Raw genomic sequence first — 21,355 nt, 5'->3', positions numbered from 1 at the left:
TTAAAAGTTGCTTGGATGTATACGAGATACATAACTAGAGGAAATCTATTTTTACGCATATATATATAGTTGATAAAGCATCTAAGTACCAATAGAAGGAGTGATATACCTGAAAACGATTATATTTATCGGCACAAACAAATCCGGGTCAAGTCGTGAAGCAACAAGAGCAGCAGAAAAATTAGGTTATTTTACCGTCCTATTTACAAACAACGAAAAGCAGTTACAGCAGAGAAAAGCCTACCCAGATATTCATAAAATGATTCTTATTGATACTTCGAATATAGAAGACATGAAAGATGAAATTTATAATTTAACTAAAACTGGGTTAGAAATAAAATCTATTGTTAGTTTTGTTGATCCTTTTGTCCATATAGCCTCAATTTTATGTGATGAATTTTGTGACAACTATACATCTTCAACAGCTATTGAAATGATGGAGGACAAAGAAAAAACTAGAAATTTTTTAAAGAACCAGCCTTATTCTCCTAAGTTTTTTCTTCTCAAGCCAAATGAGTCCTTCTCTAATAACATGGCATTTCCACTTATTGTGAAATCTCCAAAATCAACAGGCTCCAAAGATGTTTTGTTAGCAAACGACTCAGACCAACTGGAGAAACACTTGAGCCATCTGCGAAGCAAAAATCCTCGTGAAACAATAATGATTGAAGAATATATCGAAGGTCCGCAATATTTAGTAGAAGCACTTGTCTATAAACGGCAAGCTAATATCGTCGGTATGATTGAACAAGAAATTACTCAAGGTAAACGTTTTATCATTACTGGTTATGGTGTTCTCGTTAAAGCTCCAAAAGAAATTCAAGCTGGTCTTGAGGAAGTTCTCCAATCTATTGTAAAAGCGTTTAACATCGAAAATGGTGCTCTGCATTTAGAGCTTCGTTTAACAAAGAACGGATGGAAGCTTATTGAGATTAATCCACGAATCTCAGGGGGAGCAATGAATACTATGCTTCACGCCGCTTTTGGATTTAATTTAGTGGAAGAAACACTTAAATTATTTTTAGGTGAGCGCCCCGATATCAATCCAAGGCATAGAAAGTTTGTCTATACAAAATACGTCATTGTTGAAAGTAAAGGTATTTTAGAAAAAGTTATTGGAAGAAATAAAGCAACGAATTCACCGGGAGTTGTGGATGTATATGTGAAGCCGAGAAGAGGGACATTTCTAACCCCTCCTTTATCGATGGGACATCGTTATGCATATGTAATTGCGGAAGGTGCGACATTAGCTGAAGCTAAAAGTAAAGCGATTAACGCCGCGAAAGAAATAAAGTTCATTCTAAAAGTATCATAGATTTAAAATACCTCTGATAATGCTCTCATTATTTAGCTACAAAAAATATCCCGAATAATTGTCCCCTTTCAAAGGTCAATTATTCGGGCTTTTTATTTATTCTTTAAATGTTTGATCTAAAAATTTTACCGTATCAAACATATTGGTTTTACTAGCACCTTTTACTAAAATGGTGTCGTGAGGCTTTATGACTTTTTCTAAGAGTACATGCAAGTCATCCTTATTAAGGAAATGATAAATCTTAGAAGGATCCATCCCTATAGCCTTCGCTGCCGCACCCATTTCCTCCGTTCTAAAGCCATAAGTGATGAATAAATCTATGTCTTGCTCATAAATGTATTCGCCCAATTTACGATATTCCTCTTCTCTCAAATCGCCTAACTCTCGCATTTGACCGATAATAGCAACTTTACGTTTCTTTGCTATATTTGTAAGAACATCAATAGCCGCACGTACGCCCTGAGGATGAGAGTGAACGGTATCGTCAATAACCGTAATGTCATCGCTACAGTTATAAATGGTTAGTCTTCTAGGTGGTTTTTTGAAATTTAGTCCTGCTTGAATATCTGCTGGGGTAAATCCTAAATAATCTGCAACCGCAACGGCATTCAGCGCATTATAAACATGATGCTCTCCTAAAATCGGGATATACATGGCCATTTCCTGTCCTTGTAGCCTTATTCTAAAGGTCATACCGATGTCTTTATATTGGATATCATACGCTTTATAGTCCGCATTGCCATGAATACCAACCGTTAAGATTTTTCCTTTAAACTGCTGCGTCTCTAAATATTTCGAATTTTCATCGTCCTTATTTACGATTAATAAACCATTTTGGTCCATGCCATGTATTAATTCCGATTTTGCCTTGGCCACTCCTTTAATATCTCCATCAAAGTTGCCCACATGAGCTAAACCGATATTCGTGATGATACTAATATTCGGTTGAATAATGCTACAGTGATTCGTTATGATACCTGGATAAGCCATCCCATACTCAAGCACAACAGCCTCATGCGAAGCATTAATTTCTTCTTTATGTTTCATCGTATGCTCTGTTGTATTCCAATAATCTTTTGACTCAAAAATATTCCATTTTTCCGATAAAATAGAGGCAAGGAACGCTTTTGATGTCGTTTTTCCAGCACTGCCGGTAATCGCTATAATCGGTAAAACCTTTTCTTCGACTACAGCCTTATTTATCGTTGGAATTTCACTTTTAACTTCGACTACATCCTTATTTATCGTTTGTTGTGCAATTTCACTTTTAACTTCAACTACATCCTTATTTTTCTTCCGTTGATTAATTTCCCTTTTAATTTGCTTTTTGTTTTTAGCAATGTACATAGCGTACCTTATCGTATTGATGACCACATCTAATTCTAAATAAAAAGCAGGAGGGCAACCTGGTCGCCAGTTTACTTCATACATCCAGATTTTTTGATTCTCATCTAGGCCTATATCAATGCCAATTTCATCAATAACTTCTCCAAATTGCGCCATCTGAATTTCATCTAAATGTTGAGCTAGGGACAAGGAAAAATGCTCTAACATACGCCGAATATCATAAGCATCATCTTTAAATTCCTGCTCTAGAAAAGGATCTAAATAATTCGTAAATCCACCATTGTTAATATTCGGTATGATTGAGCCATTTGGTGCAACTCGCGGATAAATCGTCGTTATAATCCATTTACCTTCACCATTTTTTTGAACGTGAAGACGAAAATCATATATTTGACCTGATTTTGTTTTGGATTGGATATAAGGCTGCACGATAAAGGTGCCTGTAGAAAGTTGCCCTCTAATTAGTTCATCTAGCTGGGACTTTGAATAAACAGTAATATCCCTATCCTTCTTTACCTCAAAGTTAGTTCTTCCTACTTTCGAAATAAAATAAATCCCTTTTCCCTTCCGGCCATCTATCGGTTTAAATACGACTTTTTTATGATAATCCATAAATTTGTGGAGTAAATCAACATTTTCCACAATTTCAGATGGAATTAAATACTTATCGAATTCCTTCGCTTCTTTCAGTCGCTTCATCACATTCCATTTATTCCCTATAGAATAGGTTGTAAAAGGGATTTCCTTTTTCAATTTCTCTATAATGTCCTTTGATACTGATAATTTTTCTGGACTTCCTGCATTATATATCACATCTGGAAAGGGCATCGTTCTTTCATTCCAATCACCATTTTCATATACCTTTCCTCTAATAGAACGTTTATCGAAGTCAACACTTTTTGGTGTAAAGTAAAAAAATTGAGCCCCTTCTGCTTTTGCAACGGCCGCAAATGCATAAGACTTAATAACTGTTCGAGGATCTAGACGATGATGCAACATTCCAATAATTGTCATTCATTTATCTCTTCCCTTCATACGATTCTCTATCTAATAAATTCAGTGATACAACGTGCATATAGACAGATGCTCTAATTATTAGTAGTTTAATATTTCATCACCATTTGGGCTCAATGATAAATTTCCCTTTTAACATGTCAGGCTTTAGTAATTGAATCGCAGAAATTCCACTTAATTCAATGGATTTTACTGTGGATGTTCGCTCTAACCTGACAACCTCTGCAATCAAATTCGTATCATGCCCTTCATAATCATAAGCACGCAAAAGTGAAACAGTTCCTCGACAACGTTCTCTATCAATAGCCTCTATACGAAAAAACTCTGTTTCAAACTGCTTTACAGTATCCATCAACCTTAAATGAGTACCGTTTTGTGAGATTAAAAAAAAGGGAATTGTATCACTTCCCACTATTTTCTCTAGCAGCTGACCAAAGTATTTAGAATGAAAATCCTTTATCACATCTTGGAGTGCTTTTATGTCGTAGAGCGCTTCACATAGAAAATGGTTTCTTTTGTTTTCATTATTCATTTCCCCCAGCCCCTCCCAAGTCTTCATGAGCCATTCGTCCAGGACAGTAAGACTATCCATTCAAGGTTTACGTGTAAACAAAAATATAAGTGGGAGTACAACTATCCGTAAAAGCCCGATTGGTTCAATCAGCGGGGATGAGAAGCTCCCATTTCACTTTATGCAACATCCTCTCTTTATCATATGTACAGACAAGAAATATGACGACTTTTTTCGATTTACATATAAAATTGGTTTTTTATCTTGAAAGCTAAGGGGAAATAGTTTACCGAATACAGATTATGTTAACCTTAATTTGGAGAGTTAATATGAAGAAGTTCTGAAGATACTTGCAGATGATTTTAAAAACAACCATGAACGGGCAGTAAGACTCCCTAAACAACAGCAAAGAAGTTAGGTGGAGTTCAACTACTGCCCGTTAAAGCTCGTTTAATGAAGATTGATTATTAATAGAGAACTCCACGTTTCACTTTATTGAACACTATGTTTATCTCCCTGATTTAGCAAAATAACGCCACCAATAATCAGTGTAATGCCGATTGCTGAGTATAAATTAAAAATATCTCCCCATACAACGATTCCGACAATTACTGTTAATGCTGTACCTATACCTGACCAAATGGCGTATGCAAGGCTTAATGGCAGCGTTTTTAAGCATAGAGACAAAGAATAAAACGAAATTCCATATCCTAATACGACAGCTATGGATGGCCCTAGAATTGTAAATGCCTCTGAAAACTTAAGCATTGTTGTTGCAATTACTTCACTGACAATCGATAACGCTAAAAATAGATAACCCTTCATTTACAAATTCCTCCTTAATGTCCGCTACCAGCAAGGTTAAGTATAACTACACCAACAATAATAAATAGAATGCCCATAAGCTTTTTTGTATTAAATAATTCCTTATAAAAGATGACACCGATTAGTGCCGTTAGCGCCGTTCCTATTCCTGCCCATATCGCATACGCAGTGCCAATTGCTATAGATTGTAATGTTAGAGAAAAGAAATAAAAAGCTGTTCCATATCCAACCACTACACCAATTGACGGGAATAATCGTTTAAAGCCATTTGTAAGTTTCAGCATCGAGCTTGCAAAAACTTCTGCGATAATTGAAATAAATAAAAAACCTAAAGCACTCATGTATGTTAGTCCTTCCTTGTCATGTGCATTAATTGTTCAAAGACACCGTCTGTTGCCTTTGCGGATATCGGTGCGATATTTAATAGTTTTGAATAATACAATCCATCAATCGTTAACCGAATCAAATGAACAATAGAGGCGTCTAAGCCATCTAGAAACAACTCTTCTAATAAACATTCATAAACGGTTGAGATGGATGAATGGTCATTTTGCAATATTTGAATCGCAATATTTAAAGATGCCCCATTTGCAAGATCTTTTTGAGAAGTTAAAATAAATGCTCTCGACAGTCTCCCAGTCCCTTGCTCAAAACTTGCCAGATGCTCAAAGGATTGTATAACCTCGTTTAAAATCGTTTCAGCAATTGCTGTTTGAAGGGCATCCTTCGTATTAAAATGATACAGTAAACCACCTTTACTAATGTTCGCCCTTTCGGCTACCCTTTCTAAAGTTAAAGTGCTTAATTCATTGTCCTTTAAATACTGTATCGCCGTATGAATAATATGTAATCGTTTTAAATCTGCTTTTGATGACACACAATCCCCCCTATCAAAGCGTAAAAAAAACCGTCTGGACGGTCTTTTTTATTTTACAGTTCTTAGTTCACATCGTCAATTACCGTGCAAAAAAAAAACGAGACCCGAATAGCATTCACTCTTCGGGCCACTGTTATTCTTCATCGTCTATATACTCCAAAATATCTCCTGGCTGACAGTCCAATGCCTTACATATTGCATTCAACGTAGAAAACCGCACAGCTCTAACCTTTCCAGTTTTTAAGTTGGATAGATTAACAATCGACACATCTACTTTTTCTGCTAGCTCACTTAGCTGCATTTTTCGATCAGCAAGCATTCGATCTAATCGAATAATTATCGTCATTTTTTCACTTCCTAAGCTGTTGCATCATATTCATCTTGCAAAAACGCACCATATCGGAATACACGTGCTATCGTCCATATGACTAATCCACATAATAATAATGTCCAATTAATTCCGGCAAAGTGAAAGCTTATCTCTTTTATCAAACCTGTACCTACTAACAACTCACCTAATTTAATTTGTTCAGTAACTGTATAAGCAATGTACGTTCGAAATGTATCTACTGTCATGCTTAATACAACTACAGCGTAAGCGATCCATTCTATTTTTCTACTATTCTTTTCCGAAAAAATAAGTCCTTTACTTAAATTACTTAACAGATTCCTTACTTGAACAACGATAAATAATAATAATCCTATGTAGATTGTAGCAGTAAATAGTAATTTCACGACATTCATTTTCGTGTACTGAATATTTTCCGTTACCTTATCTGCTAATTCAATTTGAATCCCTTCTAAATGAATGGAAGCTGTTATATTTCCCTGTTCCAGAAAATTATTTACACTATTCTCCGGCACAAAAATTACACCTGCACATAATACGCCTATCATAATAAGTCCAATAATGATTAAAACCATCATGATTGTAAAAATTGAACGTAACCCTTTTGTTAAAAATCGAAATTCTTTACTTTGGATTATTTGTTCCATTCCAAGCATCCCCTCTCTTATTGTTAATTATACATTTCACTTTACCCTTTTCAATAATTAATTAATGTTTATCATTAAAAAATATTGTTCAATATTAGTTCCATCATGCACACTGAATTAGGTATACTATGACAAAAGGCAAAAACTACAGCTTTGAAAGGGATGAAATAATATTGGAATCTTTACATACATACCGAACGATCTTGCAAATGGATCAAAAAGGAATCTCTCAAACTACAATTAACTTTTTAGTTGAGAATATTGAAGATGACTTTGAAAAGTTCCGCAGAAAATATAAATTTTTATCGATTGCTAAAGGATTTTTGAGGAGCTATTACTCACTAAAAGAAATGGAATTAAAAGTAGAAGTATCAAATTTAGAACAAACTGGTGAGGCGGAACCTTTAAAGAAACTTGAAAGTGATTGGTACTATGCAGACATTATCAATAAACTACCGAATTATTTAATGTTTGAGAATTTCTATCTGATTAAAGAGCTTACCAATCATGAATATTTTGTACTCAGTAGAGTTAGTGATGAAATTCTCTTAATTGACTACAGCAATTTTGAAAACTTAGAACGCATCTATGTAAATTCATCAATAGAGACTTTTTGTCATTCTTTAGCGGCATATAAACGGTGCGTCAATAAAATTGTGAAATACTATAATAATTTTCGAGATAAAGAGGAAATGAAGTTTAGTGATGAAATACTAGCCATCCCTCATCAATTAAGGACTACATTACGAAAAATTGATCCTACTATACTTCCTTTACATTATTGGGAGAAAAAATGTGATGAATGGGAGGAAAAGCTAGTGATGCTAGAATCGTCCCATCGCAAAGGATTAGGTCTACAAGGATGGTAAATTTAAAATACGCCCTCTCAATTGTGAGAGGGCTACTGCAATTTATTTTGGTAATGTAAATGTTTCTTTTTTACCTTTAGAAGTATCCTCTGCTCCTTTATTTCGGATAGGACCCAATTCAATGTCAAAGGCTTTATCTTTCCAAATTTTTTCATACTGCTCTTGGTCTAATACGAATACTTGTAATAGCTCGCCATTTTCACCAGCTTTAATAACGTCATTAGACTTATAATTTACTAACATACCTTCGCTTAATAAATATTGCATGCCATCATTAACTGTTAATTTTGAAGACATAGAAGATAAGCCAATTTCACTAGTAGCTTTATTTTTAAGCTTAAATTTCACTGTTAATAAAGTGACACCATTTGTGAAATTCGAGAAACGAGGAGCTTCTACCTCATTAGGTGTAAATTTTGTAAACTGATACCCTTCTAAAACAGCATTTACATCGCCTATTTTTTCACTTTCATTGATGTCGCTTTTTTCCTTCAGAATCTTCTTTTCACCCATATTGTCCATTGTTACTTTATCTTGATAAAATGTTGAATTACTTGATACTTTTTTCGAACCATCGGTATTTAAAGCAAGATTAAATCTTCCTTCTGTTCCAATAGTAGCGTCATATTTTTCTTTTTCAGCAAGCGGTACTGGAATCATTACTGATACTGTGCCCAATTCATTGATTTTTGCTAAATCTGTTTCACCGAATGGATAAGCGATATACCCAGTTACCTCATCCCCCGCTTTTATCAAATAATCTGTTTTGAAGCCTAGTTTTGTTGGTAATTGATCTTCTTCCGGAATCAAATACTTATCATTCGTATAATATTTACTAGCACCCGTAAATGTAACGTCTAAACTAGGCATGTAATAAACATCTTTATCCATATCATTCTTCACTGTGTATTTAGCTAAAATGACACCACCGTTATTTTCTTCACCAAATGGAATATTAAAATCTGTGTGGAAGTCCTTTAACTCTACTACTGAATATGCATCAATCGAAATTGAAACATTCTCCATTTTATGTACTTGTGATTCATTATTTTCAAAAAGAATTTTAGTTTTCCCTTGAGTTTCCTTTTCCATATAAGAAATTAAGGAAGCGAAGTCAGCTGAACCTTTAGTTGATTCTTGATCTTTTTTAGGTTCTTCCTTTTGGACTTTATCTTTTTCTTTATCTTGTCCTTTTTCCTCCTGTGTTTTCTTAGGTTCATCGTCTTTCTTTGTTTCGTCCCCATCTTTCCCACAACCACTAAGAATGATTGAAGTCGATAAAATTAGCGAAGACATTAAAAATAAACTCTTTTTCATTTCTTCCTCCAAGTTGTTTCTTTATAATTTTATTGGCTCAACTGTAAAAACGAATGATAAAAGCAATTTTTTGAGCTAATACCCATTTTAATCCACATTTAGATCCAAAACAACTTACGCTGGAAGAAATTGTACTATTGAAGCAATGAACATCCAAATATTGTTTATTGAATAATTCAATCTTATTTTTCAATTTCCATTATTTTTCATATTCAATCTTTTTCAAGTTATTTTCTTTGAATAATAATGCTCAATGTACTAAAAAAGCTATATAACTCTTAGTTATCGGAAAATAAGTACAATATGCCCAAGAATATAGTCGCATGTAAGATCACGTTTTTCACCTTCGTGTCATTGCGGTCGACGCAGATATACATTGCCACTGTCACTTATCATCAGCTCTTTATCCGTAATAAAAAAAGCTAGATAAAAGATAAGCATCTCTTTTCTAGCTACTTGTACGCTATGATTTTCGCTTACAGATTTTCCGAATGAGAAAGCCCATGCAGGGTGTAGCCCGTCTTTAGACATGGGATGAAAGTGAGGTCAGACAAGAGATAGCTTGTGCTACCTTAATTGTCTGAAAGGGTGTTTTACTTCATGTATAGACAAGTAAAAGTCTTTAATACACTTTCGTTCATTGAAAATTGGATATTGTATAAGGTTCGATAGCCTAATTCACGCTATCGGTAAAACAATATGTGTCGTCATGAAAAAGACGCTAAAACACATCGAACGAAACCAACTATACGCTATATGCACTGGATAGGGAGGGGTAATGGGATACCCCAATCTTGAGAGCTGTTCAAAACAGAAATGGACTGCGAACGCTTAGTTACTCAGGAATCCCACTAACATTAGTCAGCTTGTCCCTTTAGGGGTGGGAATCTCAAAACAATCCTGCTTTTATTAAATATTCGCGTGCCACATCTTCTATCTTTTGGCCTTCAACATTTACTCGATAATTCATTTCGCGCATCTCATCATCTGTTATTTGATTTGCCAGCTTATTTAAAGCTGTTTCAATCTCAGGATATTTTTCTAGCGTTTCTTTCCTTAGTAATGGAGCTCCTTGATAAGGTGGAAATAGTTGCTGATCGTCTGCCAAAACTTGCAGATGATATTGACGTATTTCACTATCCGTTGAATAAGCGTCTAATAAGTCTATATTTCCTGATTCGATAGCCTGATATCTAAGCTTTGGTTCCATTGTTGTTATGTTAGAAAGTGTTATACCATAACTATTTTGAATGCCCAAATAACCATCTTCTCGATCGTTAAATTCCAATGTGAAGCCAGCTTTTATCGTTTCTTGAATAGACTTAATGTCAGAAATTGTTTGCAAATGATAGGCTTCAGACATTTGCTTTGATACTGCCAATGCATACGTATTGTTATATTTCATCGGACGAAGCATCACCATGTCAAACTTGTTCAGCATTCCATCTTTCGCCTGATGATAAACATCTTCCTGATTATTATTAATGGCTTCCTCTTTTAAAAACTCTGAAATTGCCGTTCCAGTAAATTCTGGATAAATATCGATGCTACCAGATTTAAGAGCATTAAATACAAAGGAAGTCTTTCCAAGCCCAGGTTTTAATTGCACCTTTAAGTCTGTTTCATTTTCGATAAGCAATTTATACATATTAATTAGAATCTCTGGCTCTGAGCCAAGCTTCCCTGCAATGACAATCTCTTCTTTCTCTTTGAAGTTTAGTAGTGGGAAGATAATCATTACAAATGCCACAACACTAATCATACTCAATGCTATAATTGTTTTTTTAAACGATAGTGATTCTAGCTTTTTCAATAAGAAGTCGAACACTAATGCTAAAATCGCGGCAGGAACAGCCCCTATAATAATGAGAGCTGTATTATTTCGGTCGATACCAAGCAAAATGATATCCCCTAATCCCCCAGCTCCGATTAATGCTGCTAAAGTTGCCGTTCCAACGATTAATACCATAGCTGTTCTAATTCCTGCCATTATAACAGGCATTGCAAGGGGCAACTCCACTTTCATTAATCGCTTTCGCGTATTCATCCCCATAGCCATCGCTGCCTCTTTTAAAGATGGATCTACTTCGTTGATCCCCGTAAACGTATTACGTAAAATCGGAAGAAGTGCATATACAACTAAGGCGATAATTGCCGGTACTTTTCCGATGCCAAACAACGGAATCAATAAGCCTAATAACGCTAATGAAGGAATCGTTTGTAAAACTGCACTCATACCAATAATCATTTCTGCTATTTTCTTTTTATTCGTTAAATAGATCCCTAGAGGAATAGCAATCACCACTGCAAAAAATAGTGCAATGAAGGAAATTTGAATATGCTCTAATAAAGATGCCAATAGCTGACCTTTTCGTTCGCTAAACACTTCAAAAAAATTAGCCATTTATAGTACCTCTTTCTAAGGAATCCTGCGCTAAATACTGAAGCATGGATGCTCTTGTGACAACGCCTATTATTTCCCCTTTATCTTCCACACCCAAACATTCATCATGAGCTAATTTTTGAAGAATGGTCTGTAAAGAATCCTTGGAAGAAATGGTGTTCTCTGGACCTCTTTGATTATTCTCATCTGCAATTGGTTCAATTACAGCTTGGATATGGAAAGTATTCATCCCATACTCTTTTACCCCAATAAATTCTCGGACAAAATCATTGACTGGATTTTCAATGATTTCATGTGGAGTACCAATCTGTACAATCTCTCCGTCTTTCATTACGCATATTCGATCACCTAATTTTAAGGCCTCTTGCATATCATGCGAAACAAAGACTATCGTTTTTTGTATCGTTTTCTGAAGCTCAAGAAGATCATCTTGTAGTTTTGTGCGGCTAATCGGATCTAAAGCACTAAAAGGCTCGTCCATTAAAATGATTTCGGGATCGGCTGCTAACGCACGAACAACACCGACCCTTTGTTGCTCACCACCAGAAAGCTCTATTGGCTTGCGCTGACTATATTTATCTGGTTCAAGTCCTACCATATTTAATAGCTCACGAACTCGTTGCTGGATTTGCGGTTTACTCCATTTCTTCAATTCAGGCACAACAGCTATATTTTCTTCAATCGTCATATGAGGAAAAAGCGCAATTTGTTGAAGGACATAGCCGATATTCCATCGCAATTCATGAATATTGTAATCACTAATTCTTTTACCGTTAATTCGAATAGTTCCTTCCGTTAAATGAATTAATCGATTAATCATCTTTAATAATGTTGTTTTTCCACAGCCACTAGGTCCAATAAGCACTAAAAATTCTCCCTCATGGATCTCTAAATTAATAGCGTTCACTGCGACTTGGTCATTTACATATTTTTTTGTGACATTTTCAAATGCGATCATTGTATAAGCTCCTTTTTCAACTTTTTCAGCAAGTGTCTGTTGTACCAAAAGCGTAGCGACAGGTACAGAATTCTCCTCTTTAGGTGGTGAGATGAATGCGGTTTTAAATTACTTTTTCAGTGAGTGTCCAAACACTTGCTGAAAGAAGTTAAAGCCTCCGGCGGATGTCACGGAATCGGAAAGGAGTTCTTTGTGCTAGCACAAAGCCGATTCCGGACGCAATTATGCCAAGGCATAATTGATAAGGACATCATCTTACTTTCTATTATTCACCGACTAAATGGATCTTCGGCAAAACGAGGGGTTGATTTCCGTTCCGGCCGGGCGCTTATCCTGGGGACGTCCAGCCTCCACTCCAATCAACTTATCCACTTTGCTCGGATTCCTTGATCTTTTGAGAACACACATTGTCTATTGTTTAATGTTTATAATAGAAATAAACTACTATTTTCATCCTCTTCATTTCATATACGTTAAGCGTAGTAGGTCTAGAACTAACACTTTTTTAAGATACACCGTATTCCTGTATATATTTCACAGGAATGAGTGCTTTTTTCTTTACAGAACATATGTTATTGTATATTACGAATAATCAGATAAAAGGAGAGGTGACGGGTAATGACGAAATGGAAGAAAGATTGTTTTATTATAGAACTCAAGTTACTAATAGATACATGGCAAAAGGATATCCTATTAAAACGTTTTGAAATTGCCCGTACACTCTACAATACAACTTTGTCTTATGCAGTAAAACAATATACTATAATGCAAGAATCAAAACACTATCGAAAACAATTACGTTGCTACCAAAAAGCGAAAAAATCTAATGATTCGAAAGAATTAAAGCAGACTGCAAAAGAATTAGACAACATTCGTCAATCTTTTGGATTAAGTGAGTATCAACTGCATGTGTATATTAAAAAGCATCAACATAACTTTAAAAAACATATAGATAGCAATACTTCTCAAAAAATCGCCTCTAAAGTCTGGAAAGCGGTTCAAGATGTTCTATTTAAAAGAAGAAAAGCACATTTTAAACGTTACGGAATGGTTCATTCTGTAGAAGGAAAATCTAATAAAGCAGGAATTCGATTTAAAGGGAATATGGTCTATTGGAATGGATTAATCCTTCCTGTTCGTATTCGCAAACAAGATTTGTTTGTAAAAGAATCCCTTGCTCTTCATACCATTAAATATTGTCGTCTAGTCAAAAAAGTGATTCGTGGCAACCATACTTTTTACGTACAACTTGTGATGGATGGGATTCCTCCTGCAAAGAGAATTCCATCAACAGGAGCCTTTCGGCATGCCTATCAAAAACAAAAACGAGTAGGTATTGACATTGGTCCTTCTACCATTGCGGTTGTTTCAAAAGAAACAGTTTTCATCCAACAACTTGCTCCAGAAGTACCTTTACTGGAGAAACAAAAAAGACGTTTATTACGCAAGTTGGATAGAAGTCGTAGAAGTACCAATCCTAACAATTTCAACAAGGATGGTACTCTAAAACATGGCGTCAAACTCCATTGGACATATAGTAAAAACTATCAAAAAACAAAAGAACAAGTAAGAGAATTATATAGAAAGAAAGCTTCCTATATCAAAGAAAAACATGGTGTGTTAGCCAATAAAATATTGTCTCTTGGCGATGAGGTGTACATCGAAACCATGCATTTTAAAGGATTGGCAAAACGTACAAAAGAAACTAAGACAAATATACAGGGCAAAATCCAATCCAAAAAGCGTTTTGGAAAAAGCATCGGGAATCATGCTCCTGCCATGCTAGTGGAAATCATCCATCAAAAATTAGGTTACACAAAGAAAACGATACGGAAAGTAAATACGATCACCTTTAGAGCCAGTCAGTATAACCATGTGACGGATCGTTATGAAAAGAAAAAACTCCATCAGCGTTGGAGTCAAATTGGCAGTCATCTCGTACAACGAGATTTATATAGTGCGTTTTTACTGATGAATAGTGAACCAAATTTACAACAAACGAATCAAGACTTATGTAAAAAAACGTTTACTACCTTTTTAGAGTTACACAATCAACATATAGAAGACTTGAAACAAGTAAAGAAAACATTCCCTCTTAGCATGGGTATTAAACAAATCAAGTGAGGGGTATTCCTCCGTAGGTAGAGCTACCTGCCTTCGTTAAAACTTATTGCCAACACAACATCGGTTGTGTAAATAAGAAAGTCTTATGGAACAGAAGATAAATCAAAGATGTTGTACACAGGACATGGCAACACCATCTGTGGAGAGCTTTGTAACGCTTCTCTTAAGTATATAAGAACCCCACTGCTTTAGCTGTGGGAGTAGTCAGTATCTAAAGTCATTTCAAACTTATTTTTTGTTTTACATCAAAACGTTAGTCCTCTTGACGCTCTTCTCTATTTGTCTCATAATTTTTATAGAAAATCGTATACTGTTTTTGAGTACGTATAACTACTATTCAATAAAGTTGTCCTTGCAAAATGAATGGCTTCATAAATGTTGAGAATACCATTTTTGTTTTTTTGATTAATTATTGAAACTATCTTTTAATGACCTTTCATTTCTAAAAGGTGCTAGAAATTAAGGAACTAAATGAAGGGTTTTATCGTTCTATGAATGATATACTCTACAAAAGAAAACATGACTTTATTTCTATTAATGACTCTGGAATAATTAGAAATATATGAATTTCGTGATTGAAAAGAAAGGAGGAATGGAGATGTTGTAATCTACCAACATCAATGAACAATGAAATACTTAATTAATTTTTTCAAAGGACTTATGATTGCTATTGTTGTTATTTGTATTTCGTTTTTTATGGTGACGCAGCTATTCAATACTAATGAGACTGTAGAGCCTGCAGTTGTTGCTGATAATCCTAGTGTAGAAGAGTTTATTGGCTCAATTGCTGAAATTGCTCGGAAACTAGGTGCCGAAAATGACTTGTATGCATCGATTATCATTGCGCAAGCCGTTTTAGAAAGTGAGCATGGACAAAGTGGCCTTGGATCTGCACCAAATAACAATTTATTTGGTATGAAAGGTAGTTACCAAAATAACTCCGTAACATTTGAAACATCTGAGGATGATGGATCAGGTAATATGACAACGGTGATGGCTCAATTCCGCAAGTACCCTTCCTATGAAGCATCTTTACAAGATTATGCGAAATTAATGCGTACTGGGGTTTCATGGGATAAAAATTTCTATGCAGGCGTTTTTAAAAGCAATGCGAAGTCCTATACAAATGCTACAAAGTTTTTAACAGGCTCCTATGCCACAGATTCTAAATACAATGAAAAGCTTAATGCACTGATTGCAAAGTATGATTTACAACAGTATGACAGCCCTGTCAAAGATAAAAAGACAATTACCGTAGCTGATGGTGACTCTCTTATGCATATTGCAGAGGCTCATAATGTTAAAGTTACATCCATTAAACAATGGAATCAGCTTCGATCTGATACACTTGAAGCTGGTCAGCAATTAAATATTTATAAATATTAACGTAAAACCTCCAAGCTTAGTAGGATTTATCCTAGAAGCTTGGAGGTTTTAATATTAATAAAAGAACCTTTCTTTCACTAAACTAATTCTTCCAATGTTATTAATCATAAAACCCTAAAATCTTTCATACTTTCTCCAAGAATATAGTGTGAAAACCACATCAAATTCTGCTTCATAATAGCCACATTAATTCCTGGATGGTCAGAACTATATGCCATTCCTTTAAAGATAATTAATTCTGTATCAACTTCCATATCCGTTAATCCTTGATATAGCTCATATGCATTGGGAGTTGGGACTCTTGCATCCTTTTCGCCATGTTGGATTAAAGTAGGCGTACAGGCTGATTTAATATATGTCATTGGTGATGTTTTCGTATAGATCTCCGGATCATTCCATGGATTATTTCCTAAATACATCCTAATAAAGTAAGGGATATCTGTATTTACATAATGGCTACTCCAATTAGTAATCCCACCTCCAACTGAAATGGCTTTAAATCTACTACTAAATGTAGAACAGAAAGCTGATATATATCCACCGTTGCTCCATCCCATTACCCCTACTCTATCTTTATCTGCAATCCCTTTGTCAACTAGTTTATCCACACCAGATATAACATCATCGTAGTTAGCCATTCCCAGTTTTCTATAGTTTGCTTTTAAGAATTCATTACCATAACCCGAACTTCCCCTGTAGTTAGGTTCTAAAACGATAAAGCCTTTTTCGATAAACTGCTCAATAGGATATTTCTCATTAAAACAGTTTGAAAATATTGGAAAGGATGCCCAAGCCGGACCACCATGGATTACTACTAATAAGGGATATTTTTTACTTGCGTCAAAGTCGACTGGGGTTGATAAAACTCCCTCTATTTCAAGACCATCACTACTTTGCCATGAGATTATTTCTCTGTTACTTTTAAGCTTTCCTTTAAAAAAGCTATTTTCATGCGTTATTTTTTCATCGTCTAAATAGATTTCAAAGGTTTCATTTGTAATAGCCTTAGTATAGGATAAATGAATTCCATCCCTTGTTATAGAAGCATCCATTATAAAGCTATTTTCTGTTTCTCCTAACATTTCCACAGTGCCATTCTCACATAACAATCCAATAAGATAATTCGATTTATTCTGCCATCTAATTAATATTCCTTTAGCTGTCCACCGTAATGGAATAACCGTACTATCAAAATCTGTTAAAGGTTGAATTAGCTCTCCAGTATTAATATCATATATCTCTAACGTACTGTCTTGTATATGGATCTTATAGTAATCCTTCTCCCTTATGCTTGCTGAGTAACATATTTTGCTGCCATCAGGAGAAAAGCAAAAGCTCCCTCCCAACAACTTATCGATATTCATCTTTTGTAGCTTCCCAGCTTTAATATCTAGTATGTATAGATCTCCATTAATAGTATCTCCCATATTTGGGCTTGGTGTAGCCATTAATACAACCTTTTTCCCACAATTTGAAATATCAAATTCATGGACATGAAAATCCATACCATCCGTTAGTTGAGAAACAACGCTATTTTCGTGTTCATCTTTATCATTTTGTATCACTTTTTCTATTTCAATGTAATATAAACAATTATTCTGGTATTCCTTACCTACATGATGGAAATCTCCATATAGTTCCTTACGTTTCTTTATCGCCTCAGGTTCTTTTGACTGTGCAACATAATAAAAACCCTTGCCAGTAGGCTCCCATTTGAAATTACTGACCCCTTCTTTCTCATCAGTAATTTGAACCCCACTATCACCATCTATTGACGTAACAAAGATTTGATTTTTCTTATTATCCCCGTCACCAACTGGGCTAAGGTATGCGATAGCTCTAGAATCTGGAGACCATAATGGGTATGTACTATCTATATCCCTAGTTGTTAATGGGTAACACTGCCCCTTATCTTTTTCATATATCCATACTTGATTCTTATATTTATTGTCTTTCCAGTTAGCTGTCTTCTTGACAAATGCTACGTTTTTGCCATTTTCACTTATAGATGTACCTGATAAGGTTGCTAGCGAAATAATCTCTTCTATACTTAGATATGTTTTTTCATTCATTTCCATAAATCCCCCCCTTTGTTTCTTTAAACATAAAATATTTTGTTCCCCTTATATTCATTTACATTCCTATTACAAGATATTGAAAATGCCCCTTACTATATTTCTATAAAATGGGCAAAAATTCCTCCTCCCACTAACTAGCCCTATAACGAAAAGACACTCATTTTTACAAGAGTGTCTTCATTAAAGTTTATTTATTTTATTTCAAAAGTATTTACTATAAAAATCCTTTCTGCTTAACTGCGTATATATTTTGTAGTTTCACTCTTTTCATGCCCCAGTAAACTATTACTAGCCAAGATGTTTTTCAAACCAGTCGCACGCTTCTTGTTTCATACTATAAGTAAATTGATGATTAATAAAAGGCATACTAAGCTTAAATTTATCAGGTTGTTCAGAATACACCGGTAATAACTTCTTGTAGAGTTCCAATGAATAAAAGTACGGCGAATCAATGTCCTGGTCACCATTAATAATTAACAATGGCTTTGGAAAAAAACCGCTCAACTTATCGAAAGGGTCTATCATTTGAAAGTACTCAGTTCGTTTTTCGACTTCTTTCACCGCATCTTGAATCTGTGTACTCCATTGTTCATAGGTAGCAGTGGAAGTAATGGTATCAAGCCATGATTTTGTAAATGAAGGTTTACCTGCTATGGGAATAGCAACCTTTATATCAGGGTTATTTGCTGATATATAAAATGACGCATAGCCTCCCATGGAAAAACCAGATATACCAATTTTATTTGTATCAATTCTCTCTTTACCCTTAAAGTATTCAATTAAATTCTGTATATCAATTGCTGATTGTTCAATAACTTCGTGCATATGGACGTAGGTATCCAAACCAGTATCTCGTGGAAAAACTTGATGGAATTTATTGCTCTCATTTTTCCCCTTTCTTTCCCCATGTCCTTTACAATCCATACTTACGTAATAAAAGCCTTTCTTTGCAAGCATATATCCAAAGTCGATAGCTTGTTCACGATCCGCCCCATAACCGTGAATAAAAAATACCAACGGACAACTATATAATTTCTCCTGAAAAATACTTAAAATCGGAATATCATCTACTACACTTGTCTCCATTATTATTTTTGTCATAAGTAATCCCCCCATATCGCCTTTATTATTTCAAACAAAAATCCCGTTCGCTGTATTACTTATAAATGTTTCATCATGTGATATAAAAATGACATGCATCGTCGTCTGTTGAACAAAGAACTTTTCCTTCAAAAGTACAATAATCAGCAATCAATTGTTCATCGTAAATGAGTTTTAATAATGTACTTTTTCCATTGCCCTCTTCACCAATGGTGACAATCTTGTCTCCCTTTTGAGTACTAAGATTAAAATTATCAATTAATATCCGGCAATCTTTCATCGTTTTGATTGTAAGATTGTGAATTTCAATCATGTAGACTCTCCTTTCTTTTTATTGGTTTAACCATTTGTCTTAGTTGTTCATATGCATCACCCCAAATTTTTATAAAAACAAAAAAGATGCCCCTGTTAGTAAACAGAAGCATCTCGCTCAACAAAAGTATTCACTCAATGTGGAAAAATCAAAGAGTGGTGGAATAAATATATGACAGGTGAAAATTAGCTTCTTGTTTATTTATTATGAGATTGGCTTTAATAATAAATAAACAATTGCTCAAATTTTTCACCCTCCGTTCATTCAAAATATTAGGTTTAATTTAACATAAACTTCTATTTTCCGCTAATCTTTTTAAAACTTTTAAAATAGACTCCCTACCGCTGTTATTGTTGTTGCTAAATCTTTTCGATATAGCGGGTGTAATTCATTCAGACTATTAATATTTACTTCATTCCCGCCAAGTGATGAATGGACATAAAGATCATCTCCTATATAGAGTGCAATATGACCTGGGAAATATAATAAATCACCCTTTTGCATGAGCTCGACAGGTATTTGTTTTATTGGAAACTCATCAACAATTTTAGCATCTCGGTAAATCAGTACACCATTAAGCATATACGCCATTGAACATAAACCTGAGCAATCAATACCGAGTGGCGATTTTCCTCCCCAGCGATAGGGTGCTGCTAAATAGCTAAGCGCTGTTTGGACTACATTTTCTCGTATTTGTTGCTCAGGCAAACTGTTTTCTGGAACTTTTTCTTGTAGCCATTGCCTACGTACATAACCAGTCTCCCCCGACACTAATTGCACTGCTGCCCATTCTGGATCTATCTCGGCCATAGCAAGCGAACTGATGATTGAACCTTTAACGAGCGTCGTCATTTTCGCACTTTGAATCAGAGGCTGTTGCAAAACATCGGCAAAGCTTTGGTTAATAAAATGGTTTGCTTCTTGTCGCCAAGTATCTGTTTTTGTTTTATCAACTATTAAGTTAGCCTTTTGGCAATAACCTTCATAGCGATAAGCGGTTTGTATGCGTACCCAGCTCTCATCTATGTCTTCTATGATTTGAACCGTCATACCATATAATACCTCATCCTCTAATTCTGAGACTTCATCTGGCTTTGCGTGTAAGTTTGCGAGCATGGATTTCACAATGGCATTCATTCAATCAGCTCCTTCCGCTTCACCAAGTACTCGTAAACAACTTTGGAAATACGACCGATTAGTTGCCTCGCATAATCATTATTTGTAACCTCTGTTACGAAAACGCCAATGAGATAATCTCCAGAGATGCTGTACACAATCCCAGCATCATGATCTACTGTTTCAAGACCACCTGTTTTATGAGCAAGTTTCACATCATCTACTAAATAACGACTTAATGATTCGTGTATACGTTGACGACTTAAAATATCTAGTGTTAGTTCACTAAATGCTGATGACAACAAATCTCTACGATAAATTCGTGAAAATAGTAGTGCCATATCACTTGCCGACGTTGTATTATCGAAGCCTTGTTCAAGCCTTTCAAAATCCATCATCTTACGTTGAATGGTTGTTTGCTTAAGCCCAATTTGACGAAAATACTGATTGAGTGCATCCATCCCTAGATAATCGATTAATATATTAGTTGCTGTATTATCACTCGTAATAATCATCCATACTAAAAGCTCATAGATAGTACTTTGCCCTAGACGCTGCTCACTAATAACACTAAAATCCACCCATGCTTCGGGTGCTATCTTCATCTCTTGCTCTAATGATTGGTTGTTGCTTTCTAAATAATGCAGAACAGCTAGCAGTATAGGCACCTTAATTAAGCTAGCACTAGAAAACCTATCTTCTAGCTTTTCACTAATGAAAAATTGCTCAGTCTTACAATCTTTCACAAACATATGCATTTTATAGGGAGCATTTTGAAGAATCTCTGTTATCGTTTGCTTCATA

Annotated in this window: 19 protein-coding genes; 4 read left to right on the top strand and 15 right to left on the bottom strand. The window is 35.0% G+C overall.

The window, feature by feature from the left end; genetic code table 11:
- Positions 1–109: 109 nt before the first annotated feature.
- A complete protein-coding gene (locus ACQKN2_RS00725; protein ID WP_427413493.1) occupies positions 110–1,315 on the top strand; it encodes an ATP-grasp domain-containing protein in 1,206 nt (401 codons plus the stop codon).
- Between the two features lie 96 nt (positions 1,316–1,411).
- Here the strand turns inward: ACQKN2_RS00725 and ACQKN2_RS00720 are convergent, their stop codons facing one another.
- The 7 genes from ACQKN2_RS00720 to ACQKN2_RS00690 all read right to left on the bottom strand — a co-directional run bounded on the left by ACQKN2_RS00720 (position 1,412) and on the right by ACQKN2_RS00690 (position 6,885).
- Positions 1,412–3,676 carry a YheC/YheD family protein gene (locus tag ACQKN2_RS00720; RefSeq protein WP_427413209.1) on the bottom strand — a complete coding sequence of 755 codons (2,265 nt, stop codon included), beginning with the start codon at positions 3,674–3,676 and terminating at the stop codon, positions 1,412–1,414.
- 100 nt (positions 3,677–3,776) lie between these two features.
- The gene (locus ACQKN2_RS00715; RefSeq protein WP_427413208.1) at positions 3,777–4,208 is read right to left on the bottom strand and encodes a hypothetical protein; all 432 of its coding nucleotides are present in this window, start codon (positions 4,206–4,208) and stop codon (positions 3,777–3,779) included.
- A 471-nt stretch (positions 4,209–4,679) separates the two neighbouring features.
- Positions 4,680–5,012, bottom strand: a complete 333-nt coding sequence (locus ACQKN2_RS00710; RefSeq protein WP_427413207.1) for a DMT family transporter — start codon at positions 5,010–5,012, stop codon at positions 4,680–4,682.
- 14 nt (positions 5,013–5,026) lie between these two features.
- Positions 5,027–5,353, bottom strand: a complete 327-nt coding sequence (locus ACQKN2_RS00705) for a DMT family transporter (protein ID WP_427413206.1) — start codon at positions 5,351–5,353, stop codon at positions 5,027–5,029.
- A 5-nt stretch (positions 5,354–5,358) separates the two neighbouring features.
- Complete coding sequence (locus tag ACQKN2_RS00700) at positions 5,359–5,889, bottom strand: TetR/AcrR family transcriptional regulator (RefSeq protein ID WP_427413205.1); 531 nt, start codon at positions 5,887–5,889, stop codon at positions 5,359–5,361.
- Between the two features lie 133 nt (positions 5,890–6,022).
- Positions 6,023–6,235 (bottom strand): helix-turn-helix domain-containing protein, encoded by a 213-nt coding sequence (locus ACQKN2_RS00695; protein WP_376072085.1) that lies wholly within the window; start codon positions 6,233–6,235, stop codon positions 6,023–6,025.
- Positions 6,236–6,246: 11 nt separating this feature from the next.
- Positions 6,247–6,885: a DUF2975 domain-containing protein gene (locus ACQKN2_RS00690; protein WP_427413204.1), complete on the bottom strand. Its 639-nt coding sequence runs from the start codon at positions 6,883–6,885 to the stop codon at positions 6,247–6,249.
- A gap of 173 nt (positions 6,886–7,058) precedes the next feature.
- Between ACQKN2_RS00690 and ACQKN2_RS00685 the strand changes: the two genes are divergently transcribed.
- Complete coding sequence (locus tag ACQKN2_RS00685; RefSeq protein ID WP_427413203.1) at positions 7,059–7,754, top strand: SUKH-4 family immunity protein; 696 nt, start codon at positions 7,059–7,061, stop codon at positions 7,752–7,754.
- Between the two features lie 42 nt (positions 7,755–7,796).
- Here the strand turns inward: ACQKN2_RS00685 and ACQKN2_RS00680 are convergent, their stop codons facing one another.
- The 3 genes from ACQKN2_RS00680 to ACQKN2_RS00670 all read right to left on the bottom strand — a co-directional run bounded on the left by ACQKN2_RS00680 (position 7,797) and on the right by ACQKN2_RS00670 (position 12,433).
- Positions 7,797–9,071, bottom strand: coding sequence for a DUF5068 domain-containing protein (locus tag ACQKN2_RS00680; protein WP_427413202.1), 1,275 nt, complete (start codon positions 9,069–9,071; stop codon positions 7,797–7,799).
- Between the two features lie 889 nt (positions 9,072–9,960).
- The gene (gene opuFB / locus ACQKN2_RS00675; protein ID WP_427413201.1) at positions 9,961–11,475 is read right to left on the bottom strand and encodes an osmoprotectant update ABC transporter permease/substrate-binding subunit OpuFB; all 1,515 of its coding nucleotides are present in this window, start codon (positions 11,473–11,475) and stop codon (positions 9,961–9,963) included.
- Entirely contained in the window at positions 11,468–12,433 is a 966-nt protein-coding gene (locus tag ACQKN2_RS00670) for an ABC transporter ATP-binding protein (protein WP_427413200.1), read from the bottom strand. The genes opuFB and ACQKN2_RS00670 overlap by 8 nt, the downstream gene beginning before the upstream one ends.
- A gap of 618 nt (positions 12,434–13,051) precedes the next feature.
- Here ACQKN2_RS00670 and ACQKN2_RS00665 point away from each other — a divergent pair.
- Both ACQKN2_RS00665 and ACQKN2_RS00660 read left to right on the top strand, forming a co-directional pair.
- On the top strand, positions 13,052–14,557 hold the full coding sequence (locus ACQKN2_RS00665; protein WP_427413199.1) for a hypothetical protein: 1,506 nt from the start codon (positions 13,052–13,054) through the stop codon (positions 14,555–14,557).
- Between the two features lie 660 nt (positions 14,558–15,217).
- Positions 15,218–15,943, top strand: coding sequence for a glucosaminidase domain-containing protein (locus tag ACQKN2_RS00660; protein ID WP_427413198.1), 726 nt, complete (start codon positions 15,218–15,220; stop codon positions 15,941–15,943).
- Positions 15,944–16,047: 104 nt separating this feature from the next.
- Here ACQKN2_RS00660 and ACQKN2_RS00655 read toward each other — a convergent pair whose 3' ends face one another.
- The 5 genes from ACQKN2_RS00655 to ACQKN2_RS00635 all read right to left on the bottom strand — a co-directional run bounded on the left by ACQKN2_RS00655 (position 16,048) and on the right by ACQKN2_RS00635 (position 21,354).
- A complete protein-coding gene (locus tag ACQKN2_RS00655) occupies positions 16,048–18,021 on the bottom strand; it encodes a S9 family peptidase (protein ID WP_427413197.1) in 1,974 nt (657 codons plus the stop codon).
- A 288-nt stretch (positions 18,022–18,309) separates the two neighbouring features.
- Positions 18,310–19,122 (bottom strand): alpha/beta hydrolase family protein, encoded by an 813-nt coding sequence (locus tag ACQKN2_RS00650; protein ID WP_427413196.1) that lies wholly within the window; start codon positions 19,120–19,122, stop codon positions 18,310–18,312.
- A 73-nt stretch (positions 19,123–19,195) separates the two neighbouring features.
- Positions 19,196–19,435 carry an ATP-binding cassette domain-containing protein gene (locus ACQKN2_RS00645; protein ID WP_427413195.1) on the bottom strand — a complete coding sequence of 80 codons (240 nt, stop codon included), beginning with the start codon at positions 19,433–19,435 and terminating at the stop codon, positions 19,196–19,198.
- 324 nt (positions 19,436–19,759) lie between these two features.
- A complete protein-coding gene (locus ACQKN2_RS00640; RefSeq protein ID WP_427413194.1) occupies positions 19,760–20,572 on the bottom strand; it encodes a C40 family peptidase in 813 nt (270 codons plus the stop codon).
- Positions 20,569–21,354: a serine hydrolase gene (locus ACQKN2_RS00635; protein ID WP_427413193.1), complete on the bottom strand. Its 786-nt coding sequence runs from the start codon at positions 21,352–21,354 to the stop codon at positions 20,569–20,571. Before ACQKN2_RS00635 ends, ACQKN2_RS00640 begins: the two co-directional genes overlap by 4 nt.
- Position 21,355 lies beyond the last annotated feature (1 nt).

It is taken from the genome of Lysinibacillus sp. NPDC093688 (assembly GCF_050280145.1).
Lineage (GTDB): Bacteria > Bacillota > Bacilli > Bacillales_A > Planococcaceae > Lysinibacillus > Lysinibacillus xylanilyticus_B.
Note: the sequence above shows the minus strand (reverse complement) of the source record. Positions and strands in the feature narration are given on the sequence as shown.